Source organism: Bacillus sp. 166amftsu (assembly GCF_900107445.1).
Taxonomy (GTDB): Bacteria; Bacillota; Bacilli; order Bacillales; family Bacillaceae_G; genus Bacillus_A; species Bacillus_A arachidis.
The window spans coordinates 22,407-47,778 of sequence record NZ_FNQA01000022.1 but is presented as its reverse complement, the minus strand read 5'-3'; the positions used below and the strand labels follow the sequence as shown (position 1 = coordinate 47,778).

Genomic DNA, 25,372 nt, shown 5'->3' with positions numbered 1-25,372 from the left:
CCTCCTTTAATGCTATTTTCAACTTTGTTTAAATTACTTATTATCTGAATGCTTAACTACTAAGTTCTTTTCTGCTGATCCCTTTGCAGCAATTTGTTTATCTTCTGCAGATTTAGTAAAATTAACTAGCACAAAGCTCATTTATATCACCTCCTTTAATATTATTTCTTGTTTTCACTTTTGCTTAAAAATAACTACTTTAAGACAGGCATCCTAATGAGTTTTTAACCCTTCTTCGATAGTTATTGCAAAGATATGTATAAAAGGGTTATCTTCTAAAATTATTGATTCTACATTAATACTAGGCTCAAAGTTTATCGATTGTTTCCATAAACTCCCTTTAAGATGGAGAGGTTGTCGACTGTTTATTTTTGTAAATCTGTAAAAAAGCTGATTATTAAAAACAGGCTCTTCTGATATAAAGTCCGTTAGACTTAATCTTTTTCTTTCAATTATTTCGCCTTCACTTTTAAAAGATATGTCATCAAAATAACTTCCTGATACAGAATTCCCAATTATATGAATATTTTTTGCGTTATACGCGTTAACTTTTATTTCTTGCCCCTCCATTGCTATGTTGTCGAATTTAGATAGTTTCTTCATATAAAAAGGGATATGTTCAAAATAAAAAACTTGTTTACAAAAAGGACCTTCTAACGGTAAAGATGATCCATTTAAAGTTAAATTTCCTTCATAAATAGTATCATTAGAGGTTACTCCAATATTATTGCAATAGCTATCTAAATGTATTGGTATAAACAAATCAGTACCTCCTTATTAAAATTAGGCCTTGTATTATTACAAAAATTCTAAAAGAATACTTGATCCTTAGTTTTTCTATTTAATAAATCCATTAGTTTTTGTTTGTCAGCTTTACCATTCAAAGTTAAAGGTATCTTGTTCAGAGGTATTATTTGATAAGGCAACATATAATTTGGTAACATACCAATTAAAAAATTTTTAAATTCCTTTAACAATAATTGATTTTTCACTTCGACAAATGCAACTATTCCATTATTAAAAATATCTTTCTTGGTCACTGTAACAATACAGTTCTTAATATTAGGGTGCATTAAAATACAATTCCTGATTTCGTCTAATTCTACTCTAAAACCATTTATTTTAACCTGTTCATCATATCGGCCTAAAATTTCAAGTTCACCTTTGCTATTTATGAACCCTTCATCTCCAGTCAAATAACTCCGCTTTCCATTTTTTAGAACGAAGGATGAATTATTATTTTGATTAGTATTTATATAACCCCTACCTACATTCAAACCAGTAATACAAACCTCTCCAATTTCTCCCTGTTTAACCTCATAAGTATCCTTAAGTATAGTTATTTGATTACCTGGAAAAGGTTTCCCTACCGTTAACCTAGTCTTATTATCTATTTCTTTAAACGTTACCCAAACTGTTGTCTCTGTGGGGCCATAAACATTAAAAAGTCTCGTATCTGACGAAACACTTAAATCTTCTAAAACTGAGGCATGTACCTTTTCTCCTCCTATTAGAACTAACTTCAAATCTTGATAATGTGTATCAGGATTACTTTGAGTAATTTGTAATAATCTAGAGGGCGTAAGCTGTAAAATCTCTATTCTCTTTTCTTTTATGAATTTAGTAAATAAACGAGGGTTTTTTTGCACCCGTAATGGCATTAAAATAACTTTAATTCCAAGTGCTAGAGGAAGTAATGTCTCTACAATAAAAATATCGAATGAAATACTTGTGTGGGCAGCAATAGAACTATACTTTTTTGATAAAATACTCTTCTCAAATCCATGAATCAAATTAGAAAGGGAAAGGTGTTCAATTATTACTCCCTTTGGTTTCCCAGTTGAACCTGAAGTAAAGATACAGTAGCATAAATCTTTTTTATCAATATTTATCTTAGGCAAAGTGTTATCATAGTCACTTACATTTTTCTGTGATGGATCAATTTGGCTAATATTAACTGATAAATTTCTTTTACTTATTATCAATTTAGCTTTACTTTCTGAAAGTACCTTATTCATTCTTTGAAAGGGCATTGCGGGATCAATCGGGACAAATCCACAACCTGATTTAAGAATTGCAATTAGAGTAATTAATAAATCTAATTCATGGTACATTGTTACAGCAATGAGATCTTCTTTTTTTACATTATGAGAAAGAATAGCATGCGCAAGTTGATTACTAAGTTGATTTATTTTTTGATAAGTATAAGTTCCAGTGTCGTCTTCAGCAATCACTTTGTGTGGATTCTTAATGACCTGCTTATTAAACATCGATAAATAGTTTTCTTCCATTTTTATTCCACCTTAAATTATAAAAATACTAAAAGTGATTCTACCAATACAAAATAAATTTCCACATTGCAAATTTTTATTTTCTGTATGCTTAGAATCCTCCTCGAATAAACAGGGTTCCTCATTTTACAAATGGTTAAGTTTAAGAGCGTCTAAATAGTATTAATCTTATTGGAGTAGAAATAAAGAACATTATATTAATTATTAATGCTGATTCTCATATTAAAATGTGTTGTATAATAATGTGCACACCCTAGTATGCAAGTCTTAAAAACTAACAATTATCTCTAATAGTAAGAAACGCTAAATTTCTTTTCTATAATTTCTATCCTTTCAATTAGCTTCTTATAAGATGGGGAATCTATCAAAAATGTAGCAATATTTTCGGTAATAAATTGAGAGGTATTTGTAATATCTCCTTCTTTTGCATTAACTTCATGTAATAATATCCAACTGTAATTTTTATTTTCTGGTAAAGTAATTTTTTTAACTTTCCCTTGAGCATGATTGAATATTAAAAATCCAGAGTACCTTTTTCTGTTCTCAATTAATAAAATCGGCTCATTCAGTTCAGCTTTGATTGCTGATTCATATACACTTATGCCATAACTATTCTCTAAAGCTTGGGCTATATATCCTCCTCCCGGCCTAGAGGCTATTTCACAGAAAATAATTTGGTTTAAATGATTTACAAATACCTCTAAATGTGTTGCACCTTTATTAATGTTAAATATACTTATTATTTTTTTTGTATAGTTCTTTATTGCATTTACTATTTCAGTATCTTCGGGGATAATACAACTAAAAACATTTCGATTTTTTTTGAAATTCAGTGTACTACTTTGATATTTCATGACTCCGGAAAAGATAACTCTTCCTTCACTAATAGTACTATCGACACAATACATTTCTCCCGATATGAATTCTTCTAAATAAAAACTATCTATATTTTCATAGTAATTATCCAATAATTCTTTTAAATGACCTTCATTTCTTACTATAACAGTATCCATTGAACCTGTTCCCGAACGTGGTTTAAATACTACCTTATTATGTTTTTTTAAGAAAACGAAGGCTTCTGACAGTCTATCCTTTTGTAAAGCCATAAATTGGGGTAACAATAAATTATAATGTTTTAACTTTTGTTTCATCATTACTTTATCTCTTAGATAAAATGATTGCTTATATGAAATACCATCTATTTTGCATAGAGTTCTAACTTTTCCTGCTAATGTTTGTTCCCTTTCAGTAAGAGATATGACAGCGGCAATACTATATATTTTATTCAAGCGTTTTACTTCTTTTATGACCTCATTATGATTATTCAGGTCTATAAATATTTGACTTAAGAATGGATTTGTAATTTTTTCCGGTAATGGTTCAACTGCGATATGGTTTATCATAATTATTCCATATTTATTTGAATCAAAAAGTAAGGATTGCTTGTTTGAAGATAGATATACCTCTGGCTTTGAGCGATTCAAAAATAGAATAGTTGGTTTCATATAATTTCACCTACACATTTATAATAAATCTTTTTTAATATATTAAATTATGATACCTTATATAAAATTTAATTCTTCAAGCTCTGGAAGAATAAACCTGCCATCTTTCCTTATTAATTTTCCATCAAAATATAGATCTCCTGTTCCATAATTTTTTAAATGTGATTGAACTAAATCAAAGTGTAGTTTAGACTTGTTCCCATTTTCAGTCATTGGGAAACATTGTCCAAGGGCTATATGGATACTTCCTAGCATTTTTTCATCGAATAAAATATTATTTGTAGGTTTCCTAATATTAGGGTTTAATCCAATTCCAAACTCTCCCACTCTACATGCCCCAGAGTCAGAATAAATTAAATTACCAAATTCTATTGGGTTATCGCATTCAAAATCTACTACTCGGCCATTTTCAAATTTTAATTTTACATTATTAAATGTTTTACCCATTACAGATGAAGGTATATTGAAGGCTATATTACCATTCACAGAGTTCAAATTAGGAGCAGTGAATATTTCGCCATCTGGAAGATTATATTTCCCATCACAAATAAAACTAGGAATATTATGTTTTGTGAATTCTAAATCGGTATTTTCAGAAAGTATTTTAATATGTTTTGTACTGTCTAATATTTTTTTCAATGGGAGCACTTTATCATAAAGATCTGTGTAATTAAGCATAGCAGCGGATTGGTACATAAGGAGTAGTTGGCTAAAACTCATATTGGCATGTTGTGCCATCCCATGTGTTGGATATTTTAATATCATCCACCTATTGATACTGGCCATAGCCATTTGTATAGGCTGTTGATAATACATTGTATATATATTATATTTATCAGGCGGTAAATCGTTAAATTCAAATAGATTTCTATCTTCGCGAATACTAATGAATGCATCCATATTATTAATTATCTGTAGTTTATTTTTTGCTATCAGTTTCATTTGATCTATATCACAATTCTTTATGATTGTTTTTAAATGTCTAAGATTTGTTTTATAAAGATAGGGGGTTCCATTGTGCTCATAAACCTTTTGAATTAAAATTTCTATGAAATCTTCGCATTGCCCATATACATCTATAAAAACATTATCTCCCTTTTTAATATCTAATGAATAATGTAATAATTTTTCAGCTAGACTTATATTAAACTCTTCCATCATATTTTTGCGCTCCATTATCTTTAATTAGGTTTTCTATTAAAGAAGTTATTTTAGGATTTGTAGGTCTTACCGTACTTTCGAACCTTTGCACTAATTTCCCATCTCTTGAAATTATAAACTTTTCAAAATTCCATTTTATATCTCTTTGATCCTCAGAATGATTTACAAGCCAAGAGAAAAGTGGATGCCTACGGATACCTACAGTGTGAATTTTATTAAAAATCTCAAAACTAACATTAAAATTCGAATGGCAAAAATTAATTATTTCATCCAATGAACCAGGTTCCTGATTCCCATGGTCATTTGAAGGGAAAGCTAGAACATTTAAACCTCTACCTTTATATTTCTGGTAAATCTCTTCTAAAAGTTTATATTGTTTTGAAAAAACACAATTAGATGCGACGTTGACTATCAATAAAGGTTTACCTTTGTAAGCGTTCATACTTACTTCTTCTTTCCTACTATTTACAGCTTTAATATCATAGAAATTATTCAATATAATTTTATGTCCTTTCTATAAAGTGTTTAAAGAATATAATAAAGCTAGTAAGAGCTTTTTATTCACATATTCACACCACTATCCTATTAATTCAGCTTTTTCTAGTAATTTTAACAAGGTATGTTCATTCTCGATAATCTTGTGTGCTCTATAATTTAACTTTTCTTTAACTGTATCCTTATTCTTCATATAGAGAAATCGTAAAATAATATTGGCAAATGCCATCCAATTTTGGTATGAGACTTCGCTAAGGTCTGCTGCATCCTTTAAATTATAGTAACTAAGATAATTTTTAAAGTTATATCTAGAATTAGCAACCTCTTTTAGTTTACTAAAATACTCTGATAGCATTGAGGTACTTTCTTGTTGATTTTCTGTTGATGATATTATATTTATAACGTCATTTTTTATTGAACTTATGGCCTTTAAACCTGATATGCCTGTATTATCAGTATTACTATATTTTATTTCGCCATTTAAAGCCTTAATATTCTCTTGAATACTTTTTTTAGGAGAATTTATTTTTAATACCCCACTTTTTTTGAGTGTAAAAAGTGATGGTCCTGTTCTAAAGTGTTTTCTTGTTGAATCAAAGGTCTTTGTTAAAATATCCCAATTAACAGTCCCCTTATATCTGTAATAATGATCAACAATTTTCACTGCATTTTTAGTGATACCCTCAATTTCGAAAGTATGAAGTAAATGTTGTTGTCTATAACTAAGGCAATATGGCAGTTCATATGCATCTACCTCTAAACCAATTGATATCCCGGTACGTAGATAATTCTTTATGTCCGATAAAAATTCATTAACATTAGTATAAAATTTTTCCTCAACCGCTAAACCGTACATGGGAAGGGTTTCACTAAATGTCTTATAAGAAGATATTAAAGTGATATTAGTATTCTCTTTCTTATAATAAAGGCCGATTTGATTCCAGAATAAAACCTCATTAAAGCCAAACCTCCTTAAGCAACTATCAATTATAATATTAAAGCAGCTGTGATTAATGTTAGAATTAAGTTGCAATTCCAATCCCCCCCTCAAGTAATTTTATAAACAGTGATATTGAGAAAAATTTAGTTCATTAATTTTTCAATGTAATCAATAATATCTTCAACATTTTTAAAATCGTCTAGGTTTAAATCGTTATCAAGGACGTCGATATCAAATAATAGCTCACATTCAATTAGAATTTCTACTATATTTGTTGAATCTAGACCCAATTCTTGTAAGCTACTTTGTAAATTAAGTTCTAGCTCAGGATTTTCTATTGTTTGGACAATCATTTCCATTATTTGTTTTTCCATAATATTACTCCTTATCTTTTTTCTGCTACTGTCGGAATGACACAAAATACATCCTGCTGCTCCTTCACTTCCTAAGGCAAGAAGTAAAAAATATCCATCATCTTTTAATATTTTATTCTCTAAGACATATTCTAAATTTAAAGCAATATCTGACATAAAATAATGACCAAAGATCTCTCTTCCTTCAATAAAAAATTGTTTTATTGGCACCTTTAGTAGCTTAGCCAAGTATTCCCACATTTCTGTAGGTGCATTATTCGTAACAATTTTTTCAATATCATTTATTCTTAATTTGCTTTCTGTTAAAATATCTTTGATGATAGAAACCATATTTACCATATATGAAATATCCCATCTTGGGCCGCCTTTTTTTTCACCTGTTAATATCGTACGAGAGTCAGTGATATTTTTTATACTTATTATCTGATGCCCCTTCTTTTCCTGACTTAAATGTAGCGCTACACAAGAATCTCCTGTAATAAATACTCCATCAAATCTATTTTGAGGAATTACACTTTTTCCGACAGATATTACAATAGCATCTGATGATTGTTCACTCTCAGTTTCTAGTAAGGTATTTGCTATCTCTATTCCCATTAAAAGTGTTGAACAATGAAGTTCCCTCACACTATAGGCCATACAATTAATTAATTTAAAATGACGTTTTATTTCATCTAAAATATTGATTTCAAATGGAAAAGAGTAGAGTTGATATGTCAAAATTAAATATTTTATTTTTAAGGGATCTACTTCTTTCTCCAAAAATAACTGATTTAAAACATTTACTATCATTTCTAAACTAGTCTTCTCATCTACAGCTACCGATTTATACCCCTGATTTAGTAGATTTAAACACTCTCTTTCATCAAATGTACCTTTACTAACAAAATCCTGCAGGGGAACTATATTATTAGGAATAAAGCTAACAACATTTTTTATAAATGCCACAAAATAACACCTACCTGGTTCTTTTCAGCAAAATTAAACCTATGTTTCCTGTATTTGAAATTTTCATAAGTAGAATATGCTTAATACTTTCCTCAAAATCTCCTAATTCACTTAGAGAATAGTACACATCTGCAGTAAAAAGATTAGTAGATCTTTTCTTATGATAAATACACGGAAAAAGACTCTTAATTTGTTTTAAAAAGTTATGATTTTTACATTGGGGAATAGCGATAACTTCATGAGGTAATAAGTTGAAGTAAGATAAAAAGTTAATGATGTATTGATAGGAATGTAAAGAGGATTCTTCATGAAAGGGCCTGTCGAATCTACGGTTTTTTAAAACATATCCTTTTATTTCATAATCTAATTTGGAATTACTAATTTGGAACAGAGCCGCTGCATCTTGAATTGGAAATTCTAAAGGATATTTCCCTAAACCAGCTTCTTTATATACATGTTCTAAACATATAATTATGCCATTTGATTTAGTTCTCCTTAACCAGTCTAATGCCAATATTGGTGCTAATGAATCATTATCACAGATTGAAAAAGCTAATGCCCCTCGATTTTCAACCAGCTTTTTATTATAAATTGCTGTGCTGGATTCTTCTAGCAATGGATAACTATGATATGTGGTTATAATATATTTTATATCGCGAATTTTCTGTGTTTGTTTTTTGTATAATTCTTTAATATATTCTCTTGGGTTATCAATAAAACAGTTTTCGATGTGATTCCCCATTTGAATTTTCTCGACCCGGAAATCATATAACGTTTGTTTATATGATGAATAATCAACATTTTCTACTGAGCGATTCTTTCTTTTATAGTTTTCTTGTACTGTTGGAATCGTCATAAATAATTTTTCGTTTTCAATTTTAACAATGTCCATTCTATTCACTCATCCACTATATACTTAGAAATTAAGTTGCATATCGTATCTACTGAATTAAAATTCTCTAGCAAAATATCATCATCTTCAATTTCTATTTCCAATTCATCTTCTAATAACACAATGATTCTTATAAAACTTATAGAATCTAATCCTCTTTTTAACAGATTAGTACTATCTTCTCTTGAAACTTTTTCATATAATACTTCATTTACCTTTTCAATTACTTTATCTCTTAAGTCCGTTTTATCCATATGAACTCCTTTATAATTTAACTAAATAATCTAACATCTGATAGGTAGCTCGAAATTCATGTTCATACACTTTATTGAATCGACTTGAAATATTTTGAAGATAATTCAAATCCATTGTTTTAGTAAACTTTTTAGAGAGAGCTAAAATTATTTTTAATTCTTGCAAACATTTAACAAAATATTCCTCTATCTTTATTAATTCATATGAGAAACTTTGATTTTTTAATAATTTAATACGAGAAATCATAATATTCTTATGAAGAATTAGTTTTAAATTCATTATTTTCCAGTATTCACTTTGCTTAAAAAAATCATTACGTTTGTGATGCTCAGATTCATCACAAATTTTCTGGAATAATTCTGAAAGGTATAAATTTATGCTACAACCTCCAGCAAATTCTGAATTATTGTTATAGGAACTAATATACCTATGTCTATCCATTCCAAAAAATAATTTTTGCTTGTTTAAACTATTAAAATTAAATGGTTTTTTTATTATTTTTGAAACTGGGAAGCCATAATACGTAAACCATTTCTGCTTCCTAAGATGAAAGTCTATAATATGATCCAGTTCCTTACTTAAAATTGAAAATGGGATACTTACCTTTGTATAAGGAAGGCCATTCACATCAAAAGCTAATATCTCAAATTCCTGATTCTTATCACAATATCCGAATATTAAACATTCATGAACCATATCTTTATCTTCTTTATAATACCTCGATTGTAAAATATTACTCCAATTTAAAAATGCTATAACATAATTATTATGATCTATACATTTTTTAATACTATCTACCCAATTTCCCACTTTTTTTACTGGCTCCTCTGATAAAACCTCGGAATAAATATCAATATGATTTTCAAATCTAATATATGGAACAATTTCTTTATTACTTTTATATAAAACAAGATTTACAAAATGTGAATGAAACCAATTGATAAAATCTTCATTATTATCAAGAATACTTAGTCTGACATTGTGATAACACTCTAATTCAAATCCAGGATTCTGATTAACATTTAATGATTTCATACTAACACCTACATTACTTATAGTTTATGACTAATAACCTCTTCACCTATCCTCTTGATTTCATCATTATTATCAATACTAGAGAAAATAAATTTACTTATTCCAATATCTACAAATCTTTTTAAGGAATCTCTTACTTCTTCTGGTGATCCAATAATAAATGGCACGCTTCCTAATTTATTACCTATAGCTCCAGTATACAAGTTATCATCATGTAATTTTGCTTCCTTAAATAAGGAGATTATTTTGTTGTAGCCTACAGAGTCACTATATTTCCCCATTATTGACAAAATAAGTCTTGGGTTATAATTTAAACTTGTTAAGTGCTTTTCTAAATCATCCAATGCTTGTCTTTTATTATCGCGGATTAGAAGATTTATCCGTAATCCAATTTCTACATTTCTCGAGGCTAAACTAACATCCTTAAAATCCTTAATATTTTCTTTTATGCTCTCGAATTTATCTCCCCAAAAAATATAAACATCTCCATACCTTGCTCCTACCTTCCTTGCTTCAGGAGAACTGCCGGCAACATAGGTTAAAGGTCTGTCACCATTAACTTTAGGAAAAAGTGTTGACTGCTTTACACGAAAATGTTTTCCATTAAATGAATACGGAGAGTTACCTTCTAATAAGTTATTTAATATATCCATAAATTCGTATGTCCTCAAATACCTATCCGTATGATTGAGATGAACGTTTTCTTTGTTCATTTCAGCTTTTGCCCCCATCGATACAACATTTAAATGGATTCTATCTTTATACAATTGACTAAGTGTAGAAATCATTCTCGCAGTATATACAGGTTCTAAAGATGATGTTCTAACAGCGATAATTGTTTTTAGTTTTTTAGTGTTTTGCAATAAAAATGAGGACAAAATCCAAGGATCATATGATTCAGAATCTGTAGCCGTTAATACTGATTCAAAACCAGCCTCTTCAAGATATAATGAAGTATTTAATAATTCACTCATCCTATATTCAATATTTTGGACATTCGCTAATTTACTATAACTCGGACAAAAGTAAGCATAATCAATTTTCAATAGCTATTACTCCTCTTCGCTAGTAGTTTGGCATATAATAAAATCAATGAGTGTATTTAGACTTTCAAGATCTTCATATATTAAGTTTGCTACATTCATTTTAAGAATTGGATCCTTTTCTAGAGCAAGTAAAATATTTACTAGCATTAACGAATCAAGATTAAACCATTCCACAAGATTTTTTTCAAAATTTAATACAAAATTGTTATCTAGGTTGAGTTCTTTTCTCAGAATAGAAACAATTTGATTAGATATTGTTTGTCTATTCATAGATCCTCCTTTTTTTCATCATCAATTTCAAATTTAGCTCTTATTGTTTTTCTGTCAATTTTACCTGAATTTGTAAGAGGTGGGGATTTAGTAATAATAAGCTTAGAGGGCCTTTTCCAAGGTTCAATTTTTTTCTTAATCATCAGTTGAAGTTGTTTCTTTGCTTTTTCATACTCACATGTATTTACACTTACAAAGTATCCGATTTTAATAGTATTATCACTTGTATCTAAGTAATCAACTACTATAATATCATCAATAGTAGGTACATACTTTTTTATTTGGGATTCAATTTCTTCAGGTTCAATTCTATATCCCTTACTTTTAAACATGAAATCTTTTCTACTTACAAAATACAAAAGTCCCTCATTATCTTTATAAAAAATATCTCCTGTTTTAAGGTATCGGTTTCCATTTAAATAAACAAATCTTTTATCTGTTTCTGTTTTATCATTCCAGTATCCTATAGTAACATGTGGTCCTTTAACTAGTAATTCACCTTTAACAAAAGGTTGACACTCTTCTCCATATTCATTTACGATAGAAACTTGCGTACCATTTAATGGATAACCAACAGATTTATAATTTATATCAATTAATTTAGGGGGAAGATATGATACCCTTTTACATTCTGTCAGTCCATACATTAAAAAAACATCAGCTTTTGGAACTAATTTCCGTAATTCAGTTATAGTAAAGTAATCCAAATATTCCCCTGTATTGGTGATATACCTAATCTTATTCGTACCCTTAATGTTTTTTATTTTACAAAAAGTAGTTAAAATATTTCTAACGCCGACAATGCCTGTAACACCATATTTTTCAATGATTCCAGGTGCTTCAAAAGCAAAATAAGTAGAGTTTCGAACTATTAGTGTTGCCCCTTTAGATATACACAGAAATATTTGATACAGTCCATAGTCAAATGATAAAGGAAGAAAACAAAGTACATTATCTTCAAAAGTATGGTTTAGATAATTATTGATGACGTTTGTAGAAAAGTTAATATTACCATGAGAACTAATAACTCCCTTAGGGTTTCCTGAACTGCCTGATGTATATATTAAAGCCGCAATATCTGAAGATGACACTTTAACTGCCTTAAAATTGTCTTTTTTTTCTCTAAGAACCTCAATTATATTTTCCCACTGTTTTTTTTTTGGATGAGATGTTTGAATCTTTAACTTTACTTGATTAATCAATGTTTCCTCTAGATCTAAAGCGTGATCAGTTAGAATTACGGTTGCTCCTGAATGGGAAATATAATATTCTAACATCTCTTTTGGAGTCTCAGGGTGAATCACTACAAAAACAGCCCCTATTTTTAAAGTGGCAAATATTGCAGCTACTACATAATGATGTTCATTAGAACAAATTAGTAAGCGTTCACCTTTCATCACTCCGTTATTCCTTAGATAATGAGCAAGAGAACTAGACATACTTTCTAATTTTGTAAAAGAAAACGAACCACTATTTGTAACCAATGCAGTTTTATCTTGATAAGTAAGACTACTTACCTCAAGCCATGAGGCCACATTTTCCACTTTTTCCACCTTCCATACTGTAAATTTCTAATTATGATAGCGAGGTGATAAATTATATTTCCTCCTGATTTTATTACCATGTTTATCTATAAGACTGTGATGGTTAATGGCAATTTTCTCTACAGATTTACCTACATAATGAGTTAAAAAGGTCCGTCTAAACCTATTAGATGTATTACTATGAGACCCATGATATATATTTCCATTAAAAAACACTACATCACCCGGCCCTGTAGTAAGATCTATCGCTTGTAAACCTTCTTGGATTATCAAGTTAGATTGATCTTCAAGAATAGATGAATTCTGTGTTTTAGGTACAAAAAATAAACCACCATTTTTTGAATCAGACTGATCCAAGCTAATCCATGCTGCATAGGTCGTTCCTGGATATGCACATGTTTCCCAATTATCCTGATGAATAGGGATTGATTTCCCTCCTGGTGCTTTAAAGTAATAATTCTGTAAGAAAGCTAGAACTTCTTCACCTGCAATAGCTTCTAAAATATCTATTACTCTGGGATCTAGCATATACTTAGTTAAACTTTCATTTCTTTTATGAATACCAGTTATTGTTGGAAATATATTTTCAAGCGAATCAAATTGTGACATTTCACTCGTTCTCAACATTTCAACCCATACTTGAAAACATTCTTTAATTATTTTGTTTACTTCCTCTGTAGAAAATAATTTTTTTACAACTAGATAACCATTTTCTTCATAAAAATTTAACTGTTCAGGTGATAGAACCATAACTACCTCCTATTTAAGTATAATTTAATAAATATTTATAGTTTTCACTTAAGATGTCATATGTGACCTCTTTGTCTTCAATTTCAAGTGTAATCCACTGCTCGTATTTAATATTTTTTAATACAGACATAATTTCTGGTATATTTATTACTCCATGTGTTAACGTACTAAATTTCCCCCTACGAAAATGAGAAGATATGGGAAGGATATTTTTCAAATGAATATTGCTAATTTTATTATGGTATTGGTAAATAAATTTAATCGGATCAATAGAAGCCTCATATAAATGCCCTAAGTCTGGAACTAGTTTAATTTGCAATTTTTCTTTAGATAACCTATCCATCAGTATATCTATTTCATCCTTGTAAAAAACAGGAGATCCAATATGCGGATGAATTCCTACTTCAATGCCACGAAATTCGTATCTCTTATAAATTTTTTCGATCATTATAATTAAATCATTATCTATCGCAAAAGTTTTTCTTTTTGACATATGACCTGGATGAAGAATAACATTTTTTATATTTAGAATATCTAAGCAATACGCTAGCTGTTCATGATAAAATAAAATTCTTTTCCTATCTTTATATCTGTTAAAGTGCCCAAATGTGAAAACAGCTGAAGGGTATATCTGATATTTGTTAAACAAATTGATTAAGTAATCTAATTTATCTTTATAATGTAAAATGTAATTAGCACTTAACTCACAAAAAGAAATAGACAGATTTTTTAGATTTAAAAGTCCCTCTTCCAAATCTGTACACCAGGGGAATAGATGAATTGAACTTTTAAATTTACTTATTCATACCACTTCCTTGTGTTTGATTAATTAAACTCGGCAAGGAGGAACTTGCCGAGACAATCATAAGATCAAATCTATAGAATGATCTTATTTAGGTTATCAACCGGTGGGGGGATGATAACCTCATAGGGGGGGATGAGGAATTATATAACGATCTCTCGTTATATGCTAAATTCTCTCATAAATCCCCAAAATAAACTCTGCTAAACTTTACAGTTATTTGTTATTAATTGACATGATAATTTCATTTAAGTAATAAATTAACTGATCCATCGCCGCAGGATGCTGATGATAGTAATGAACATTGTCTAATAGAAAAAGTTCTTTTTTGCTTAAATTATTTAGAATCAAAAAAGTTTCTTTATCCTTTTCACCAATTATAATTTTCACATCTGACTTTAAAGTAATTAGTTCCCTACTTAAATGAATTTCATTAATTTCTTGTATTATTTGAAATGATAAGCATTGACCATGAAGATAAAGAAGATGGCTGCCTAATTTAGTAACATACTCATATTGTTTTTTATCAAAATCACTTAATGTATAATAATCATAACCAGGTATAAGTATTTGAGAATCTAGTTTCCCTTGTTTTTTTAAATCTTCTATCACCGTTTTAGAAAAAATTTCATCACAAGTAGGAAGGTTAACAGGAGGAGAAATTAGAATAGGGGTATTTTTTATTATATTTTCATAAAGTAAAGATAAATTTACTGCAATTACTGCACCTAAGGAATTACCAATTAAAACTAAATGTTCAATTGTATCATATTCCTTAAGTACAGAGTTAATAACCGATTGGGCGTCTCTTATCATGGATTTTAAAGAAGTATCGCCTAATTCTCCATAACTGTCACCATGACCCATGTAATCAAATTGAACGACCATAACATTCTCTATAGATAGAGACTTTCGTAGATTTGAAAACATGTAATTTTTTTCACTCATTGCTTGTCCTAGCCCTGCCAAAGTAACAACCAAAGTTTTAGGAATTTCATCCAAAGGAGATTTAATAATCCCATAAATTTGTCCATTATTAAATCTTACTTGTTTCCACAAATTAAATCACACTCTCTAAGTTTTTTAGCCATGCATAAGAGTTAGTCATTAAAACATCTTCGAATTTTTTAGACGTAAACAAATGACCAGCGCCTTTAACTTTTTTTACACAATTTTTATTAGTATTAAAGTAAATTTCATATTGTTCAGTGTTTAGATTTTCAAATTCTTCAATGATTAATGGATCATCATCACCATATAGTATTAAGGATTTCCCATTATATTTCTTTAACTCCTTCTCAATGTTTATATCATTTAAATCTCTATAAAAATCTAAGCTGACCCATAATCCAGCCCATGGCATAACTAAATAGTCTTTATATTGAGAGTGCCTTACAAATCGTGGTCTTTTTCCATTAGGAAAGTTACCGCTAAATTCAGCAAATAATGGACTCCAGAGAATAATATTGTTAATTTTACACTTGTTAGCAGCCATTACTGCAATTCTTGCTCCATCACTAAAGCCTAAAAATGAAATATCTGAAAATTCATATTCACTCTTTTTAATAAAATCTACTGCCTTGATTACGTTTGACACTTTTGAAGAGGTAGTCATTTCATGAAAAAACCCATCACTAAGTCCTAATCCATAATAATCAAATCGAAAAAATGCTATTCCTTTCTTTGCTAAAAACCTTGCAAATTTAACGGCTAAACGATGCACTTCATACCTTTCACCATTTTTTCCCGGACAATAAATTACTATAGGACATTTTTTCTTTTTGTTGAGCGGAAGATGCAATATACCTGCAATCTTACCTTTATCATAAAACTCTACTGTTTTTTCAAGCACTTCTCGACCTCCTAAATGTCAGCTTACATTTAATAAAGGGAGTGAGATCTTCACTCATTCCCTCAGCTTTTAGTTCAATCAACTCGTTTTCTCTGATTAAATTAATGTCATAGGTTACAATAATACCGGGTAAAACTGGTTGCAAAAATCTTGCCTGAATTTTTTGAAGCTCATATCCCATTAAGCATTCCATCTCCATTGCAGACTGCTTTATTCCTTCAAGCAGCAAGACTCCAGGGTATACACTATAATTTTCAAAATGTCCTGTTAAAAAATAATCGGAATGTGAAATGAATTTCATAGTAACAATTTTTTCTTTCTCTTTGGTAATAATATTATCAAAGAGGATCCATGGCTTATTTTTTTTCAAAAATTCTCATCCCTCCTCTTCCTTAATAGACACTGCAACTGTAATGCTAGCAGTAAGAATCTTAGCATAGCTGCTGTTATACACTTCTCCTACAAGAACAGCTTTTTTAGATAACAATTTTAAAATTCCTACTTTGATAATAAAATCATCACCCATTTCAAAATGCTCTTCTTCAATAGTGGAATCTATACTACCTAATAATGGAAATTCCTTTGCGTTTAATGGTTCTGTTTCTAATTGAGTTAGCAAAACTGCAGTTTGTGCAACACTTTCAATTAACACAGTTATAGGAATTTCTGATAAATTATATATATTGGTTGATGAAAATATAGTGGTTAAAGACTTTCCTGAATCATAATTAACAATTTTATCTACAAACCTAAAAGGGGATCTATGAGGAAGAAGCTCTAAATACTTATCCACTTCTCTATTCATGGGGCAACTCTAACTTTTTTAGATAACACTAATAATCTTTCACTCTCCATAGAAAGTGGCGAATAATCAAAGCCACCATATAAATCAATATTTTTAAATCCTACTTCCTTATGCATCTTAATCAATTCAGTCGCTGAATATAAACGAAGATTCAAAGTTTTCTGTTGTTTAGAACCGTTGATATACCAAGATATGATCTCCTCCCACCGACCTGTTGTAATATCGAATTTTCGATCTGAAAAAACTGGTTGACCATTCATCTCATGCCACAATTTTCCCATCAAATTTTTAAGTTTCATTTCTCTATTTTCAGTTTCTTGTATAAAAATACCATCTGGTTTAAGGGCTTTATAAATTTTCGCTAATACTTCTTCATCTTCGTTGGAATTTTCAATATATCCGAATGCTGTTCCCATATTCAAAATAATGTCAAATTCATTGTAGTATGATATTTGTCTCATATCTTCATGCAAAAAATTCACATTCACTTTTTCTTTCTCTGCTCTATACATCGCTTCATTAAGTAAATCAGCTGAAGCGTCCAAACCTATAATATTATAGCCCTCTTTTGCAAGTGGAATTGTAATTCTGCCTTGTCCGCATCCTAAATCAAGTATTTTAACATTTTTATTTGGTATAAGGCGCTTTAGTTGCTTTACTTCAAAGTTAGTTCTTTCTTTATTTAATATAACTTCTGAGAAACCTATATAATCAGTAGAAAAGAAATCTTTCCATAACTCCTGTTTCATTATATCACCTCTATTTTCTAAGAACTTTACCTGATGGCGTATACTCTAATTGATTATCAATCATTACTTGATCTACTCTTATTCTCGTATCTTTATAATTTAAAATTAAATATCTATGAATTTCTTCAGCTGATAAATTAGAGCCTACATTTTTTATTACCTTTGCATTTATATTAAGTTGCTCATTAATATAGGAAGTAAAAACTAATGCATTCACAACCTCAGGATGTGAACAAATAGCTTCTTCTATTTCTTCAGGAAATATGTTCATTCCATATTTTATAATCATATTGTCTTTCCTTCCCTTTATAAAGAGCTCTCCATTTTTGAAGTATGCTAAATCTCCTGTTGCAAGCCATCCATCAAATTTCTTTTTTTGTGTAAGAGTCTTATTTAAATAGTAACCATCCATTATGTTTGGTCCACATACCCATAATTCTCCTGTTTCTCCCTCGTTAACCCAATTACCAGTCTCATTAATAATTTTATATTTAACACCTTTTAATGTCCTGCCAATGCAACCTGTTTCAAAAATATAACCTTCTATTTTTTTTATACTTATACGTGGTGAAGCCTCAGATAGTCCATAAGCATTCCAAATCTGCATTTTGGGATTATAAGCACTGATTTTATGATACATCCCTTTAGTTAGCTGCTCACCACTTAATATTAGAAGCTTAATTGATTGTAATTTAGATTCTTTATCAAAACATAACATTTTCAAAGCAATGGATGGAGTAGTAAATAGAATATTTATTTTATATTTAAAAGCTGTCTCCAAACATGCAAGTGGTGAAGTACGTAGATCTTTTATAAAAATACTAGCGCCAGTTAATAGACTAGGAAGTAGCTCCCCTGTAATTGCTGATATATTAGTAAAAGGTCTAATGATTAATACTCTGTCCTCACTATTTAAATTCGAATAGTCTAGAATACTCTCTGTGTTCGAAAAGACATTCTCATATGTTAACTTTATACCCTTTGGTTTCCCGGTAGTGCCAGAAGAAAACATAATAAATGCAATATTTTTTAGCTCTTCATCTCCGTTATGGTAATATGATTTTTCAAAAAAAGTTGTAATTAGTTTTCCCTTATAATCAATATTAGAAGAGGTTATTAGCAGATAATCTGGAAATAATTTCTCCTCGAGGTAGGGGGTTCTTATGAGGTCTATCGGGACAATAGTTATTTTGGCCATTAAAGCCCCTAATATAATTGGGACCATTCTCCATCCTAGAGATATGTCCAACAGAATAATTCTATTTTTACAGTATTTCTCTAAAATCAAATAATTATGTTGTGAGTATTCAGTAATTTGTCTATACGTTACATTGTTATTAAGAATACAAACCTTCTCTCCAAATTTTTTTAGTTTATTTATTATCATTTTAAACATCAACCGTAAGCACTGTTGAAATAATTTCTCTGACAGTCATCGAAGAATCAATGTCTAACAAGTTGTCTGGGTATTCTATATTTAACATTTCTTCTACCAATACTATAAATTCCATATATCGAACCGAATCAAATCCAATTTCAAATAATGTCAAATGTTCTTGGATTTGTTCAATTGGAAAAACTCCAGAATGTTCACTACTTAATAATGATAAAATTTTATGTTTAGTGGACTCCATATTTATTTTCCCTCCTTATCTTCCTTCCAAATAGATCCAGCTGCTGATCTCTGCTTAGAAATTCTCTCTCTCTTTTCTCTTATGCTTTCAAAGGTATCACCTTCGAGATTTAAGCCCGTAAAATAATCTTCTAATGAAAGGCTAACCAAAGTAGTATATTTTTGATTGTTTCTGCAATAATTTATTTCAGCTGGGCGTTTATCTCCATAGAAAGTAGAAATAATTTTTACAAATTCCTCATAATTCTTAACGGGCTTTTTATCAATCTCAAGAATAACATCTCCTCTTTGTAAGCCACATTTTTCTGCAGGACTATTTGGAAATACTTCAAGCAGATAATTCCCTTGCCCTTCGCTAACTCCCGTCTCAAAACATTGTTCTTTATTTACTGTGCAGTTTAGAACACCAAGTCTTGGATAACTAAATAATTCAGTTCTTAAATCCAAACCTAATTCCAAAACGGATTTTAAATTTAATAAAGAACGTCTCCAACCCATTTCAATGCATTCTCTAAACCAAAGTCCATAAGTATCATTTATAAATCCACTTACTTCTAATGTTAACTTCACCTTTGAATCAACTTCTTCTAGATGAAAATGTGTACTTACTCTAAAAATATCAACACTTCCGTCTGGAGATATTGATTCATAGTTATCACTCAAAACAAAATCTTTCTCCGGCTCACAAACCATTATTTTCGACTTATTTATTATATCTCCATAATTTAGTGTATAAATATCACCCACCTTTGGAGTATCTTCTAGGCCATCTGTCTGTGCTGTATAGGTCAAATATGTATTCGTTCCCTTAATAGTAGAAATTGACCACCATACCTCCTGAATTGGCGCATCAAAGTATATTTCATTGATAGCTTTGTTTTCCATTACAATTCACCTCTTAATTTTTCTAATATACTTTCTGAATTAAGGCACAGTTTTTTTATATAACTAGGAAATGTACACAACATACTTGAGTAAAAATTTGTATTCTCTCCTGGGAGCTCTTTCGTATATTGAAGAGTCCTTAAAGAATTCTGATATTGTGGAATAATTTGTTCATCACGAAATAATTGATAATCTTCCATTGCATCTGCCCAAGATTTTTCTCCTTTAAAGAAACAATCTAGCTGAATTGATAAATAACGAGCTAAATTCACAGCATTATCAATTCCTATTCCACTAATTGGATGTAAATGATTCGAAGCATCTCCCACTAAGACCCATCCATGTCCGTAAGAATTCTTAATAAAATTTTTAATGTTTTTTAATCCCTTTACTGGTTTAGCTAATTTAACATTCTGCAGTCTTGGTTTTAATGTTTTTACTTCTGAGAGCATATCAATAAAGGTATCTTTCACTTCTTGCGGCTTTGTTTCGTTTGGAAGTATTAAAGCTATACAATGAAGAGATGAATCAATAGGATTTATTAAGATAACCCCTTGTTTATGCCAAAACCATTCGAATGTAGGTAAAGGCATCGGCTTAAGACCTTTTACATAGGTATAATAAACAGAATGAAGTTCCTCACTTTCCAATAAGACTTTAGCTTTTACCTTTCTTGCAATTAGAGAATTTCTCCCATCTGCTCCAATAACTACCCCTGCATATTCCTCATGAAAATTCCCTTGTGCATCTTTGTAAGTAACCCCAATAATTTTATTATTATCATATATTACATTCTGCACTGTGGCTGAGGTCCTAATTTCAACATTAGGGTTATTTGCTGCCTGCTGAAATAGTAGATTATCAAGTATTTCTCTTCTTATACCAATCACACGAGACGTAACAACAATGTCTGATTCAAATACATGTCCTTCATAATCTATTTTCATACGTTTAATGATAGGTGATCCGCATTTATCAATTTTTTGTCTTATTTTCAAATCATCATAAATTTCTTCACCACCTAAAATATGTGTTGAAAGGACAGGATCCTTCGGACTCTTAAATTTATCTAACAAAAGTACCCTATATCCTAATTCTCCAAGAAAATAAGCCAAGGAAGCTCCAGCGCATCTTGAACCAACGATAATAACATTTTGCATAGACCTACTCCTAAATTAATTGAGGAGGAACATATATATCTATGTCCCTCCCTTTTTTTCTTAGTTAGACTGAAGGCAACCGTAAAGGGTACCTACTTGATCATCATTATCATTATATAGAGGAATAACACTTTCAGATGTAAAAGTTGCATCTTTTGGAGGTATCCCTTTAATTAACCCCTTCATATGAATCGGTTGCTTATTTGTTAGGTTACCCTCCGGCGTTTCAATTACCCAATAAAGGAAAGACTCCCCTTGCACCCCGTCAGTAATTTTTTTATTTAACGGAATTGTTGCTTTGGCTTTAATTGGTTCTCCTTGACCATGTACTCCTCCGCGAACCCTAACTACTTTACCAGGCCACAAGATTTTAGAAGTTGCAACTAAATCAACATTTTGAATTTCTAATTCCACATTGATGCCTGATTTAATATTGAATTCTGAATCACTAACAGTAAATTGAGTAGGGTTAACTTGTTCAAACTTAAGTTCTTCCATTCTTCCATCTTTTAATTCAAGAGTTGTAGAGCTTGAAGATGTTTCTAAAGTTAATGTTTTTTGTCTTGTAATACTTTTCATTAACAAAACCTCCTAATTAATATTGTTTATATCCCGGGATATCCTTATGTTATAACATCATCAAAACTCATTCTCTGCTTTTGATTGTAATCTAGTTTGTTTTTTCTGCTTCTTATATTGCGAAGGGGTCATGCCATACTTTTTTTTGAACATTCTTGAAAAGTGAGTTAAATCTTCATAACCCGTTTCAAAGCAAACAGTTGTAATAGAAATATCTTTTAATAACAATTTTTTTGCATAAATCATTCTTGCCCTAATTAAAAAATCTTTAAAGTAAATCGAGGAATGCTCTCTAAATTTTTTAGAAAACCTATGAGGATTTAGGTGAAATTTGGAAGATACAAGTTCAATCGATAAGTTAGAATTATTTAAGTTTGTTAGAATGTATCTAATAGAGTCAGATATTACTTTATTTTTTAATAGTTTGGGTAGTTCAAGTCTACTTGTAATAGAATTTAAATAGAGAATTACTTGAGGTAGTTTATATTTATTAACATTTTGAAAAATTATATAATTCGTGCTATTAAGTAGTCGGACATCCCAATCTTTTGGAATGGCCGAATCAAATGTTACAAATACAACTAGATTCGGTTTATTCTTTCTGATGCAGTGAGTTATAATCTTAAAACTCTCTTCATAAAGGAGAATTAACTCTGGAGTAATACGACTTTCTTGACTAGATACCATGTTATCTTCTTTAACAACTATCAACGTTTTCAATACAATCATCAGATCCCTTATTTATTTAAAAAAAAGAATTACTTGTCCTACAACATAGTTGCCAGAATGCGATATACTTACACATATGGACAAATTTTCTTTTTGTATAAATTCCTCTGTAGCACCAGTTACAGAAATTTCTGGTTTCCCTTGAGGGTCTAATACAACTTCTGCTTCTTTAAACTGTGATTTTTTTCTGATCCCAGTTCCTAATGCTTTAAATAGAGCTTCCTTTACTGCCCATCTAGCCGCATAAGAATGATAATTAGCTTTCCTTTTACAGTAAGAAATTTCTCCAGGGGTATAAATTTTTGTTAAAAAACGCTCTCCATATTTTTCAATAATATTCTTTATAGTATTAATTTCTTGTATATCAATTCCACATCCAAATATCATAACTTCACCCCCCTCTATTTAGAAGAATATGTTTTTATTAGGGAATACGCTAATTTATAGATATCTGAACTAGTTGGATATTTTTCACTTTTAACTTTCGATTTTAGTTTGATCAATTTTTCTCTATATGAATTTTCACTAATCATATAATTTGCAAGTTTAAATAAATGAGGAGCAATAAAAGTGTCCGGCAAAATAAAGTCTCCTAAACCAAGCTGACAAAATTGGCGCGCATTGTACACTCTCTCCGAATGTGTTGGTATAATAAGGGATGGAACACCGTATGCTATTGAAGAAAGGCAACTTCCATGACCTCCATGATGAATAAATAATTGGGCATTACATAGAATATCTGTAGTGAAGTATTGAATAAACTCTATGTTATCAGTTGCCTCTTTAAGAAGTTCAGGTGGGATTTTTCCCACAACAGAAACTACAATCCTCTGTTTTTGATTTTTCCACGCTTGTATAATTGATTCTACTATCTTTATTCCTGTATTACCCGTGACATCTTTTAATCTCCCTGGATACACAAGTATATATTTATTATCACTTTTAAAAGTTTTATTACTTAGTACTAAATCAAATCTATCTAGTCCGGTATAATATACATTTTGGTAAACATTTGTATCAATAGGATCTAATTCAGTTATTCCTGGAACTATAGAAATATCACCGCTAAATAATTCTTCTATTCTGTTGATTTTCATTAGTTTCAAATCACTTAATATTTGATTGAATATTGGCGTTACCTTACTAATATTTCTTGGAGGGCTTGGCCAGGTATTTAAAGAAGTTCCTCCAGGATGATAACAAGATTGCACTATTGAAATTAGAGGGATTTTTAAATATTTAGCTGCTATAATTGTGTTTATGCTCATATCGGAAAAAATAACTTCAGGCTTATATTCAGATAACATATTTATCCGATGCGACACCCAGGATCTAGTGAATTCACTATCTAAAAATCCCATTTGAGAGTAATAATGATCCAGATTATAGAAATTATCATTTGACGGTACTAATAAATTTTCCTTCGGCATAGTTGGATCATCATCAGTTAAAATACGATATCCTTGTTCTCTTATCACACTTTCACTTTTTTTATCATAGATTGAAAAGCTAACTTCATAACCTCTGTTTTTAAACTCTGATGCTATTGGTAGGCATCGGAGAACAGGTCCTAATCCTCCACTTAAACCAAAAAAGACTTTTTTCATTTCTTCCTCCTAGCTTATAGATTTTCGAAAATTTCTTTATCGTCTGGTGATCCAAGAGGATAACATTTTTCAACTTGATTTATACCTATTTTACATCCCTGTTTAATTAATTCTTCATAAACATTTGATACGTAGTATTCACCACACGATTTTTTATTTTTTCGGATAATATATTCACATGTCTTAACATATTGCCTTGTTGATTTAAAGTAATAAAGGCCAATTGTAGCAATATTTGATATAACCTTTTTTTCTATAATCTGCTTTACCAGATTATTACTATCTACTTTGACATAGCTATAATTAGGGTTGTTAGATGTAAATACTGTTATTTCTCCATCTAAATCTTGATTTAAAGAAAAATTTAAATTGAGAAAATAAGTATCACAATTAAATATCAATAACTCTTTATCCAAATCCAGTTCTGACACTGCATTAAGAACTGTCTCTGCTTGTCCTCTTGTCGGCTTCTGAATTCCAATAATTCTAGGATTATTACAGTAATGCTTTATTTCTTTCTCTAAATTAGTAGAATTTAAGTGTTCCTCCAAGCATATGAAAGTAATATTCGACAAATCAAAGTGCCTTTTTAAACTAATTAAGGACCAATAAAACATCGGAAATCCCTTAACTTTAATTAACATTTTGGGTGTAAGGTAACCAGCATTAATAAACCGATTTCCTTTACCTGCCATCGGCATTACAATATTCATACTTCTTTATTACCAATCGTCCCCATTACTTGATCCCAGTTTTCAAATTTCACCCCTAGGTCATCAATATATATATCACCGTAAGGTTTTCCAAAAACTAATTCATCAAAGGGGATTTTATAGCTTGCCAGCCAGTCTAATGTAATTTTCCCGACATTAGCATTAACTTTACCGATATTACCTTTACATGTGAGCATATTTCTCGCAGTATAAATAATTATTTCATGCCCTTCTTCTTTTAATTTATAAAGCGTTTGAATTGCTCCCGCTTTTGGTCTAACATCATAATAACTTTGATTCGCTTTTTTTAACTCACAAATTGTACCATCTAAGTCAATAACTATACGCATAC

30 protein-coding genes are annotated in these 25,372 nt (G+C 30.0%); all 30 read right to left on the bottom strand.

Annotated features, from left to right (window positions below):
* Positions 1-213: 213 nt before the first annotated feature.
* The 30 genes from BLV40_RS24705 to BLV40_RS24560 all read right to left on the bottom strand — a co-directional run bounded on the left by BLV40_RS24705 (position 214) and on the right by BLV40_RS24560 (position 25,370).
* Positions 214-762 (bottom strand): hypothetical protein, encoded by a 549-nt coding sequence (locus tag BLV40_RS24705; protein WP_090694826.1) that lies wholly within the window; start codon positions 760-762, stop codon positions 214-216.
* A 47-nt stretch (positions 763-809) separates the two neighbouring features.
* Positions 810-2,291, bottom strand: coding sequence for an amino acid adenylation domain-containing protein (locus BLV40_RS24700; RefSeq protein ID WP_090694823.1), 1,482 nt, complete (start codon positions 2,289-2,291; stop codon positions 810-812).
* A gap of 287 nt (positions 2,292-2,578) precedes the next feature.
* Positions 2,579-3,796 (bottom strand): ATP-grasp domain-containing protein, encoded by a 1,218-nt coding sequence (locus BLV40_RS24695; protein ID WP_090694820.1) that lies wholly within the window; start codon positions 3,794-3,796, stop codon positions 2,579-2,581.
* 57 nt (positions 3,797-3,853) lie between these two features.
* Positions 3,854-4,957, bottom strand: a complete 1,104-nt coding sequence (locus BLV40_RS24690; protein WP_170833705.1) for an aminopeptidase — start codon at positions 4,955-4,957, stop codon at positions 3,854-3,856.
* Positions 4,941-5,453, bottom strand: a complete 513-nt coding sequence (locus BLV40_RS24685; RefSeq protein WP_170833704.1) for a glutathione peroxidase — start codon at positions 5,451-5,453, stop codon at positions 4,941-4,943. Before BLV40_RS24685 ends, BLV40_RS24690 begins: the two co-directional genes overlap by 17 nt.
* An 81-nt stretch (positions 5,454-5,534) precedes the next feature.
* Positions 5,535-6,485, bottom strand: coding sequence for a hypothetical protein (locus tag BLV40_RS24680; protein ID WP_090694812.1), 951 nt, complete (start codon positions 6,483-6,485; stop codon positions 5,535-5,537).
* A 50-nt stretch (positions 6,486-6,535) separates the two neighbouring features.
* Positions 6,536-7,714 carry an acyl carrier protein gene (locus tag BLV40_RS24675; RefSeq protein ID WP_090694808.1) on the bottom strand — a complete coding sequence of 393 codons (1,179 nt, stop codon included), beginning with the start codon at positions 7,712-7,714 and terminating at the stop codon, positions 6,536-6,538.
* 10 nt (positions 7,715-7,724) lie between these two features.
* A complete protein-coding gene (locus BLV40_RS24670) occupies positions 7,725-8,606 on the bottom strand; it encodes a hypothetical protein (protein WP_090694803.1) in 882 nt (293 codons plus the stop codon).
* 5 nt (positions 8,607-8,611) lie between these two features.
* Complete coding sequence (locus BLV40_RS24665; protein ID WP_090694800.1) at positions 8,612-8,860, bottom strand: phosphopantetheine-binding protein; 249 nt, start codon at positions 8,858-8,860, stop codon at positions 8,612-8,614.
* A gap of 10 nt (positions 8,861-8,870) precedes the next feature.
* A complete protein-coding gene (locus BLV40_RS24660; RefSeq protein WP_090694797.1) occupies positions 8,871-9,896 on the bottom strand; it encodes a hypothetical protein in 1,026 nt (341 codons plus the stop codon).
* Positions 9,897-9,913: 17 nt separating this feature from the next.
* Positions 9,914-10,942, bottom strand: a complete 1,029-nt coding sequence (locus tag BLV40_RS24655) for an LLM class flavin-dependent oxidoreductase (protein WP_090694793.1) — start codon at positions 10,940-10,942, stop codon at positions 9,914-9,916.
* A gap of 6 nt (positions 10,943-10,948) precedes the next feature.
* Positions 10,949-11,212, bottom strand: coding sequence for a phosphopantetheine-binding protein (locus tag BLV40_RS24650; RefSeq protein ID WP_090694790.1), 264 nt, complete (start codon positions 11,210-11,212; stop codon positions 10,949-10,951).
* Positions 11,209-12,756, bottom strand: a complete 1,548-nt coding sequence (locus BLV40_RS24645; protein WP_170833703.1) for a class I adenylate-forming enzyme family protein — start codon at positions 12,754-12,756, stop codon at positions 11,209-11,211. The genes BLV40_RS24650 and BLV40_RS24645 overlap by 4 nt, the downstream gene beginning before the upstream one ends.
* A 27-nt stretch (positions 12,757-12,783) precedes the next feature.
* Positions 12,784-13,506 carry a phytanoyl-CoA dioxygenase family protein gene (locus BLV40_RS24640; RefSeq protein WP_090694784.1) on the bottom strand — a complete coding sequence of 241 codons (723 nt, stop codon included), beginning with the start codon at positions 13,504-13,506 and terminating at the stop codon, positions 12,784-12,786.
* A 13-nt stretch (positions 13,507-13,519) separates the two neighbouring features.
* The gene (locus BLV40_RS24635; RefSeq protein WP_170833702.1) at positions 13,520-14,260 is read right to left on the bottom strand and encodes a sugar phosphate isomerase/epimerase family protein; all 741 of its coding nucleotides are present in this window, start codon (positions 14,258-14,260) and stop codon (positions 13,520-13,522) included.
* Between the two features lie 264 nt (positions 14,261-14,524).
* A complete protein-coding gene (locus BLV40_RS24630) occupies positions 14,525-15,367 on the bottom strand; it encodes a serine aminopeptidase domain-containing protein (protein WP_090694777.1) in 843 nt (280 codons plus the stop codon).
* A 1-nt stretch (position 15,368) separates the two neighbouring features.
* Positions 15,369-16,160, bottom strand: coding sequence for an alpha/beta hydrolase (locus BLV40_RS24625; RefSeq protein WP_090694773.1), 792 nt, complete (start codon positions 16,158-16,160; stop codon positions 15,369-15,371).
* Positions 16,153-16,530, bottom strand: a complete 378-nt coding sequence (locus BLV40_RS24620) for an ApeI family dehydratase (RefSeq protein WP_090694771.1) — start codon at positions 16,528-16,530, stop codon at positions 16,153-16,155. The genes BLV40_RS24625 and BLV40_RS24620 overlap by 8 nt, the downstream gene beginning before the upstream one ends.
* A 6-nt stretch (positions 16,531-16,536) precedes the next feature.
* Positions 16,537-16,965: an ApeP family dehydratase gene (locus BLV40_RS24615; protein ID WP_090694767.1), complete on the bottom strand. Its 429-nt coding sequence runs from the start codon at positions 16,963-16,965 to the stop codon at positions 16,537-16,539.
* Positions 16,962-17,714: a class I SAM-dependent methyltransferase gene (locus BLV40_RS24610; RefSeq protein WP_090694763.1), complete on the bottom strand. Its 753-nt coding sequence runs from the start codon at positions 17,712-17,714 to the stop codon at positions 16,962-16,964. Before BLV40_RS24610 ends, BLV40_RS24615 begins: the two co-directional genes overlap by 4 nt.
* A 10-nt stretch (positions 17,715-17,724) precedes the next feature.
* Complete coding sequence (locus tag BLV40_RS24605; RefSeq protein ID WP_170833701.1) at positions 17,725-19,101, bottom strand: class I adenylate-forming enzyme family protein; 1,377 nt, start codon at positions 19,099-19,101, stop codon at positions 17,725-17,727.
* A gap of 1 nt (position 19,102) precedes the next feature.
* Complete coding sequence (locus tag BLV40_RS24600) at positions 19,103-19,348, bottom strand: acyl carrier protein (RefSeq protein ID WP_090694757.1); 246 nt, start codon at positions 19,346-19,348, stop codon at positions 19,103-19,105.
* A 2-nt stretch (positions 19,349-19,350) separates the two neighbouring features.
* Complete coding sequence (locus tag BLV40_RS24595) at positions 19,351-20,232, bottom strand: PDZ domain-containing protein (RefSeq protein ID WP_090694753.1); 882 nt, start codon at positions 20,230-20,232, stop codon at positions 19,351-19,353.
* The gene (locus BLV40_RS24590) at positions 20,232-21,392 is read right to left on the bottom strand and encodes an NAD(P)/FAD-dependent oxidoreductase (protein WP_090694750.1); all 1,161 of its coding nucleotides are present in this window, start codon (positions 21,390-21,392) and stop codon (positions 20,232-20,234) included. Before BLV40_RS24590 ends, BLV40_RS24595 begins: the two co-directional genes overlap by 1 nt.
* 60 nt (positions 21,393-21,452) lie before the next feature.
* Entirely contained in the window at positions 21,453-21,971 is a 519-nt protein-coding gene (locus tag BLV40_RS24585) for a hypothetical protein (protein ID WP_090694746.1), read from the bottom strand.
* A gap of 60 nt (positions 21,972-22,031) precedes the next feature.
* A complete protein-coding gene (locus BLV40_RS24580) occupies positions 22,032-22,700 on the bottom strand; it encodes a helix-turn-helix domain-containing protein (RefSeq protein WP_090694742.1) in 669 nt (222 codons plus the stop codon).
* Positions 22,701-22,712: 12 nt separating this feature from the next.
* Positions 22,713-23,087, bottom strand: coding sequence for a holo-ACP synthase (acpS, locus tag BLV40_RS24575; protein ID WP_090694739.1), 375 nt, complete (start codon positions 23,085-23,087; stop codon positions 22,713-22,715).
* Positions 23,088-23,101: 14 nt separating this feature from the next.
* Positions 23,102-24,307, bottom strand: a complete 1,206-nt coding sequence (locus BLV40_RS24570) for a glycosyltransferase (RefSeq protein ID WP_090694738.1) — start codon at positions 24,305-24,307, stop codon at positions 23,102-23,104.
* A gap of 14 nt (positions 24,308-24,321) precedes the next feature.
* On the bottom strand, positions 24,322-25,020 hold the full coding sequence (locus BLV40_RS24565; RefSeq protein ID WP_090694734.1) for a glycosyltransferase family 2 protein: 699 nt from the start codon (positions 25,018-25,020) through the stop codon (positions 24,322-24,324).
* The gene (locus tag BLV40_RS24560; protein ID WP_090694731.1) at positions 25,017-25,370 is read right to left on the bottom strand and encodes an HAD hydrolase family protein; all 354 of its coding nucleotides are present in this window, start codon (positions 25,368-25,370) and stop codon (positions 25,017-25,019) included. The genes BLV40_RS24565 and BLV40_RS24560 overlap by 4 nt, the downstream gene beginning before the upstream one ends.
* Positions 25,371-25,372: the final 2 nt, after the last annotated feature.

Excerpts from the sequence above, each read along its gene's own strand:
- BLV40_RS24700 (WP_090694823.1), bottom strand. The coding sequence starts at position 2,291 with ATGGAAGAAAACTATTTATCGATGTTTAATAAGCAGGTCATTAAGAAT.
- BLV40_RS24695 (WP_090694820.1), bottom strand. The coding sequence starts at position 3,796 with ATGAAACCAACTATTCTATTTTTGAATCGCTCAAAGCCAGAGGTATAT.
- BLV40_RS24690 (WP_170833705.1), bottom strand. The coding sequence starts at position 4,957 with ATGATGGAAGAGTTTAATATAAGTCTAGCTGAAAAATTATTACATTAT.
- BLV40_RS24670 (WP_090694803.1), bottom strand. The coding sequence starts at position 8,606 with ATGGACATTGTTAAAATTGAAAACGAAAAATTATTTATGACGATTCCA.
- BLV40_RS24665 (WP_090694800.1), bottom strand. The coding sequence starts at position 8,860 with ATGGATAAAACGGACTTAAGAGATAAAGTAATTGAAAAGGTAAATGAA.
- BLV40_RS24660 (WP_090694797.1), bottom strand. The coding sequence starts at position 9,896 with ATGAAATCATTAAATGTTAATCAGAATCCTGGATTTGAATTAGAGTGT.
- BLV40_RS24650 (WP_090694790.1), bottom strand. The coding sequence starts at position 11,212 with ATGAATAGACAAACAATATCTAATCAAATTGTTTCTATTCTGAGAAAA.
- BLV40_RS24640 (WP_090694784.1), bottom strand. The coding sequence starts at position 13,506 with ATGGTTCTATCACCTGAACAGTTAAATTTTTATGAAGAAAATGGTTAT.
- BLV40_RS24615 (WP_090694767.1), bottom strand. The coding sequence starts at position 16,965 with ATGAATAGAGAAGTGGATAAGTATTTAGAGCTTCTTCCTCATAGATCC.
- BLV40_RS24610 (WP_090694763.1), bottom strand. The coding sequence starts at position 17,714 with ATGAAACAGGAGTTATGGAAAGATTTCTTTTCTACTGATTATATAGGT.
- BLV40_RS24605 (WP_170833701.1), bottom strand. The coding sequence starts at position 19,101 with ATGATAATAAATAAACTAAAAAAATTTGGAGAGAAGGTTTGTATTCTT.
- BLV40_RS24600 (WP_090694757.1), bottom strand. The coding sequence starts at position 19,348 with ATGGAGTCCACTAAACATAAAATTTTATCATTATTAAGTAGTGAACAT.
- BLV40_RS24595 (WP_090694753.1), bottom strand. The coding sequence starts at position 20,232 with ATGGAAAACAAAGCTATCAATGAAATATACTTTGATGCGCCAATTCAG.
- BLV40_RS24590 (WP_090694750.1), bottom strand. The coding sequence starts at position 21,392 with ATGCAAAATGTTATTATCGTTGGTTCAAGATGCGCTGGAGCTTCCTTG.
- BLV40_RS24585 (WP_090694746.1), bottom strand. The coding sequence starts at position 21,971 with ATGAAAAGTATTACAAGACAAAAAACATTAACTTTAGAAACATCTTCA.
- BLV40_RS24580 (WP_090694742.1), bottom strand. The coding sequence starts at position 22,700 with ATGATTGTATTGAAAACGTTGATAGTTGTTAAAGAAGATAACATGGTA.
- acpS (WP_090694739.1), bottom strand. The coding sequence starts at position 23,087 with ATGATATTTGGATGTGGAATTGATATACAAGAAATTAATACTATAAAG.
- BLV40_RS24570 (WP_090694738.1), bottom strand. The coding sequence starts at position 24,307 with ATGAAAAAAGTCTTTTTTGGTTTAAGTGGAGGATTAGGACCTGTTCTC.
- BLV40_RS24565 (WP_090694734.1), bottom strand. The coding sequence starts at position 25,020 with ATGAATATTGTAATGCCGATGGCAGGTAAAGGAAATCGGTTTATTAAT.
- BLV40_RS24560 (WP_090694731.1), bottom strand. The coding sequence starts at position 25,370 with ATGCGTATAGTTATTGACTTAGATGGTACAATTTGTGAGTTAAAAAAA.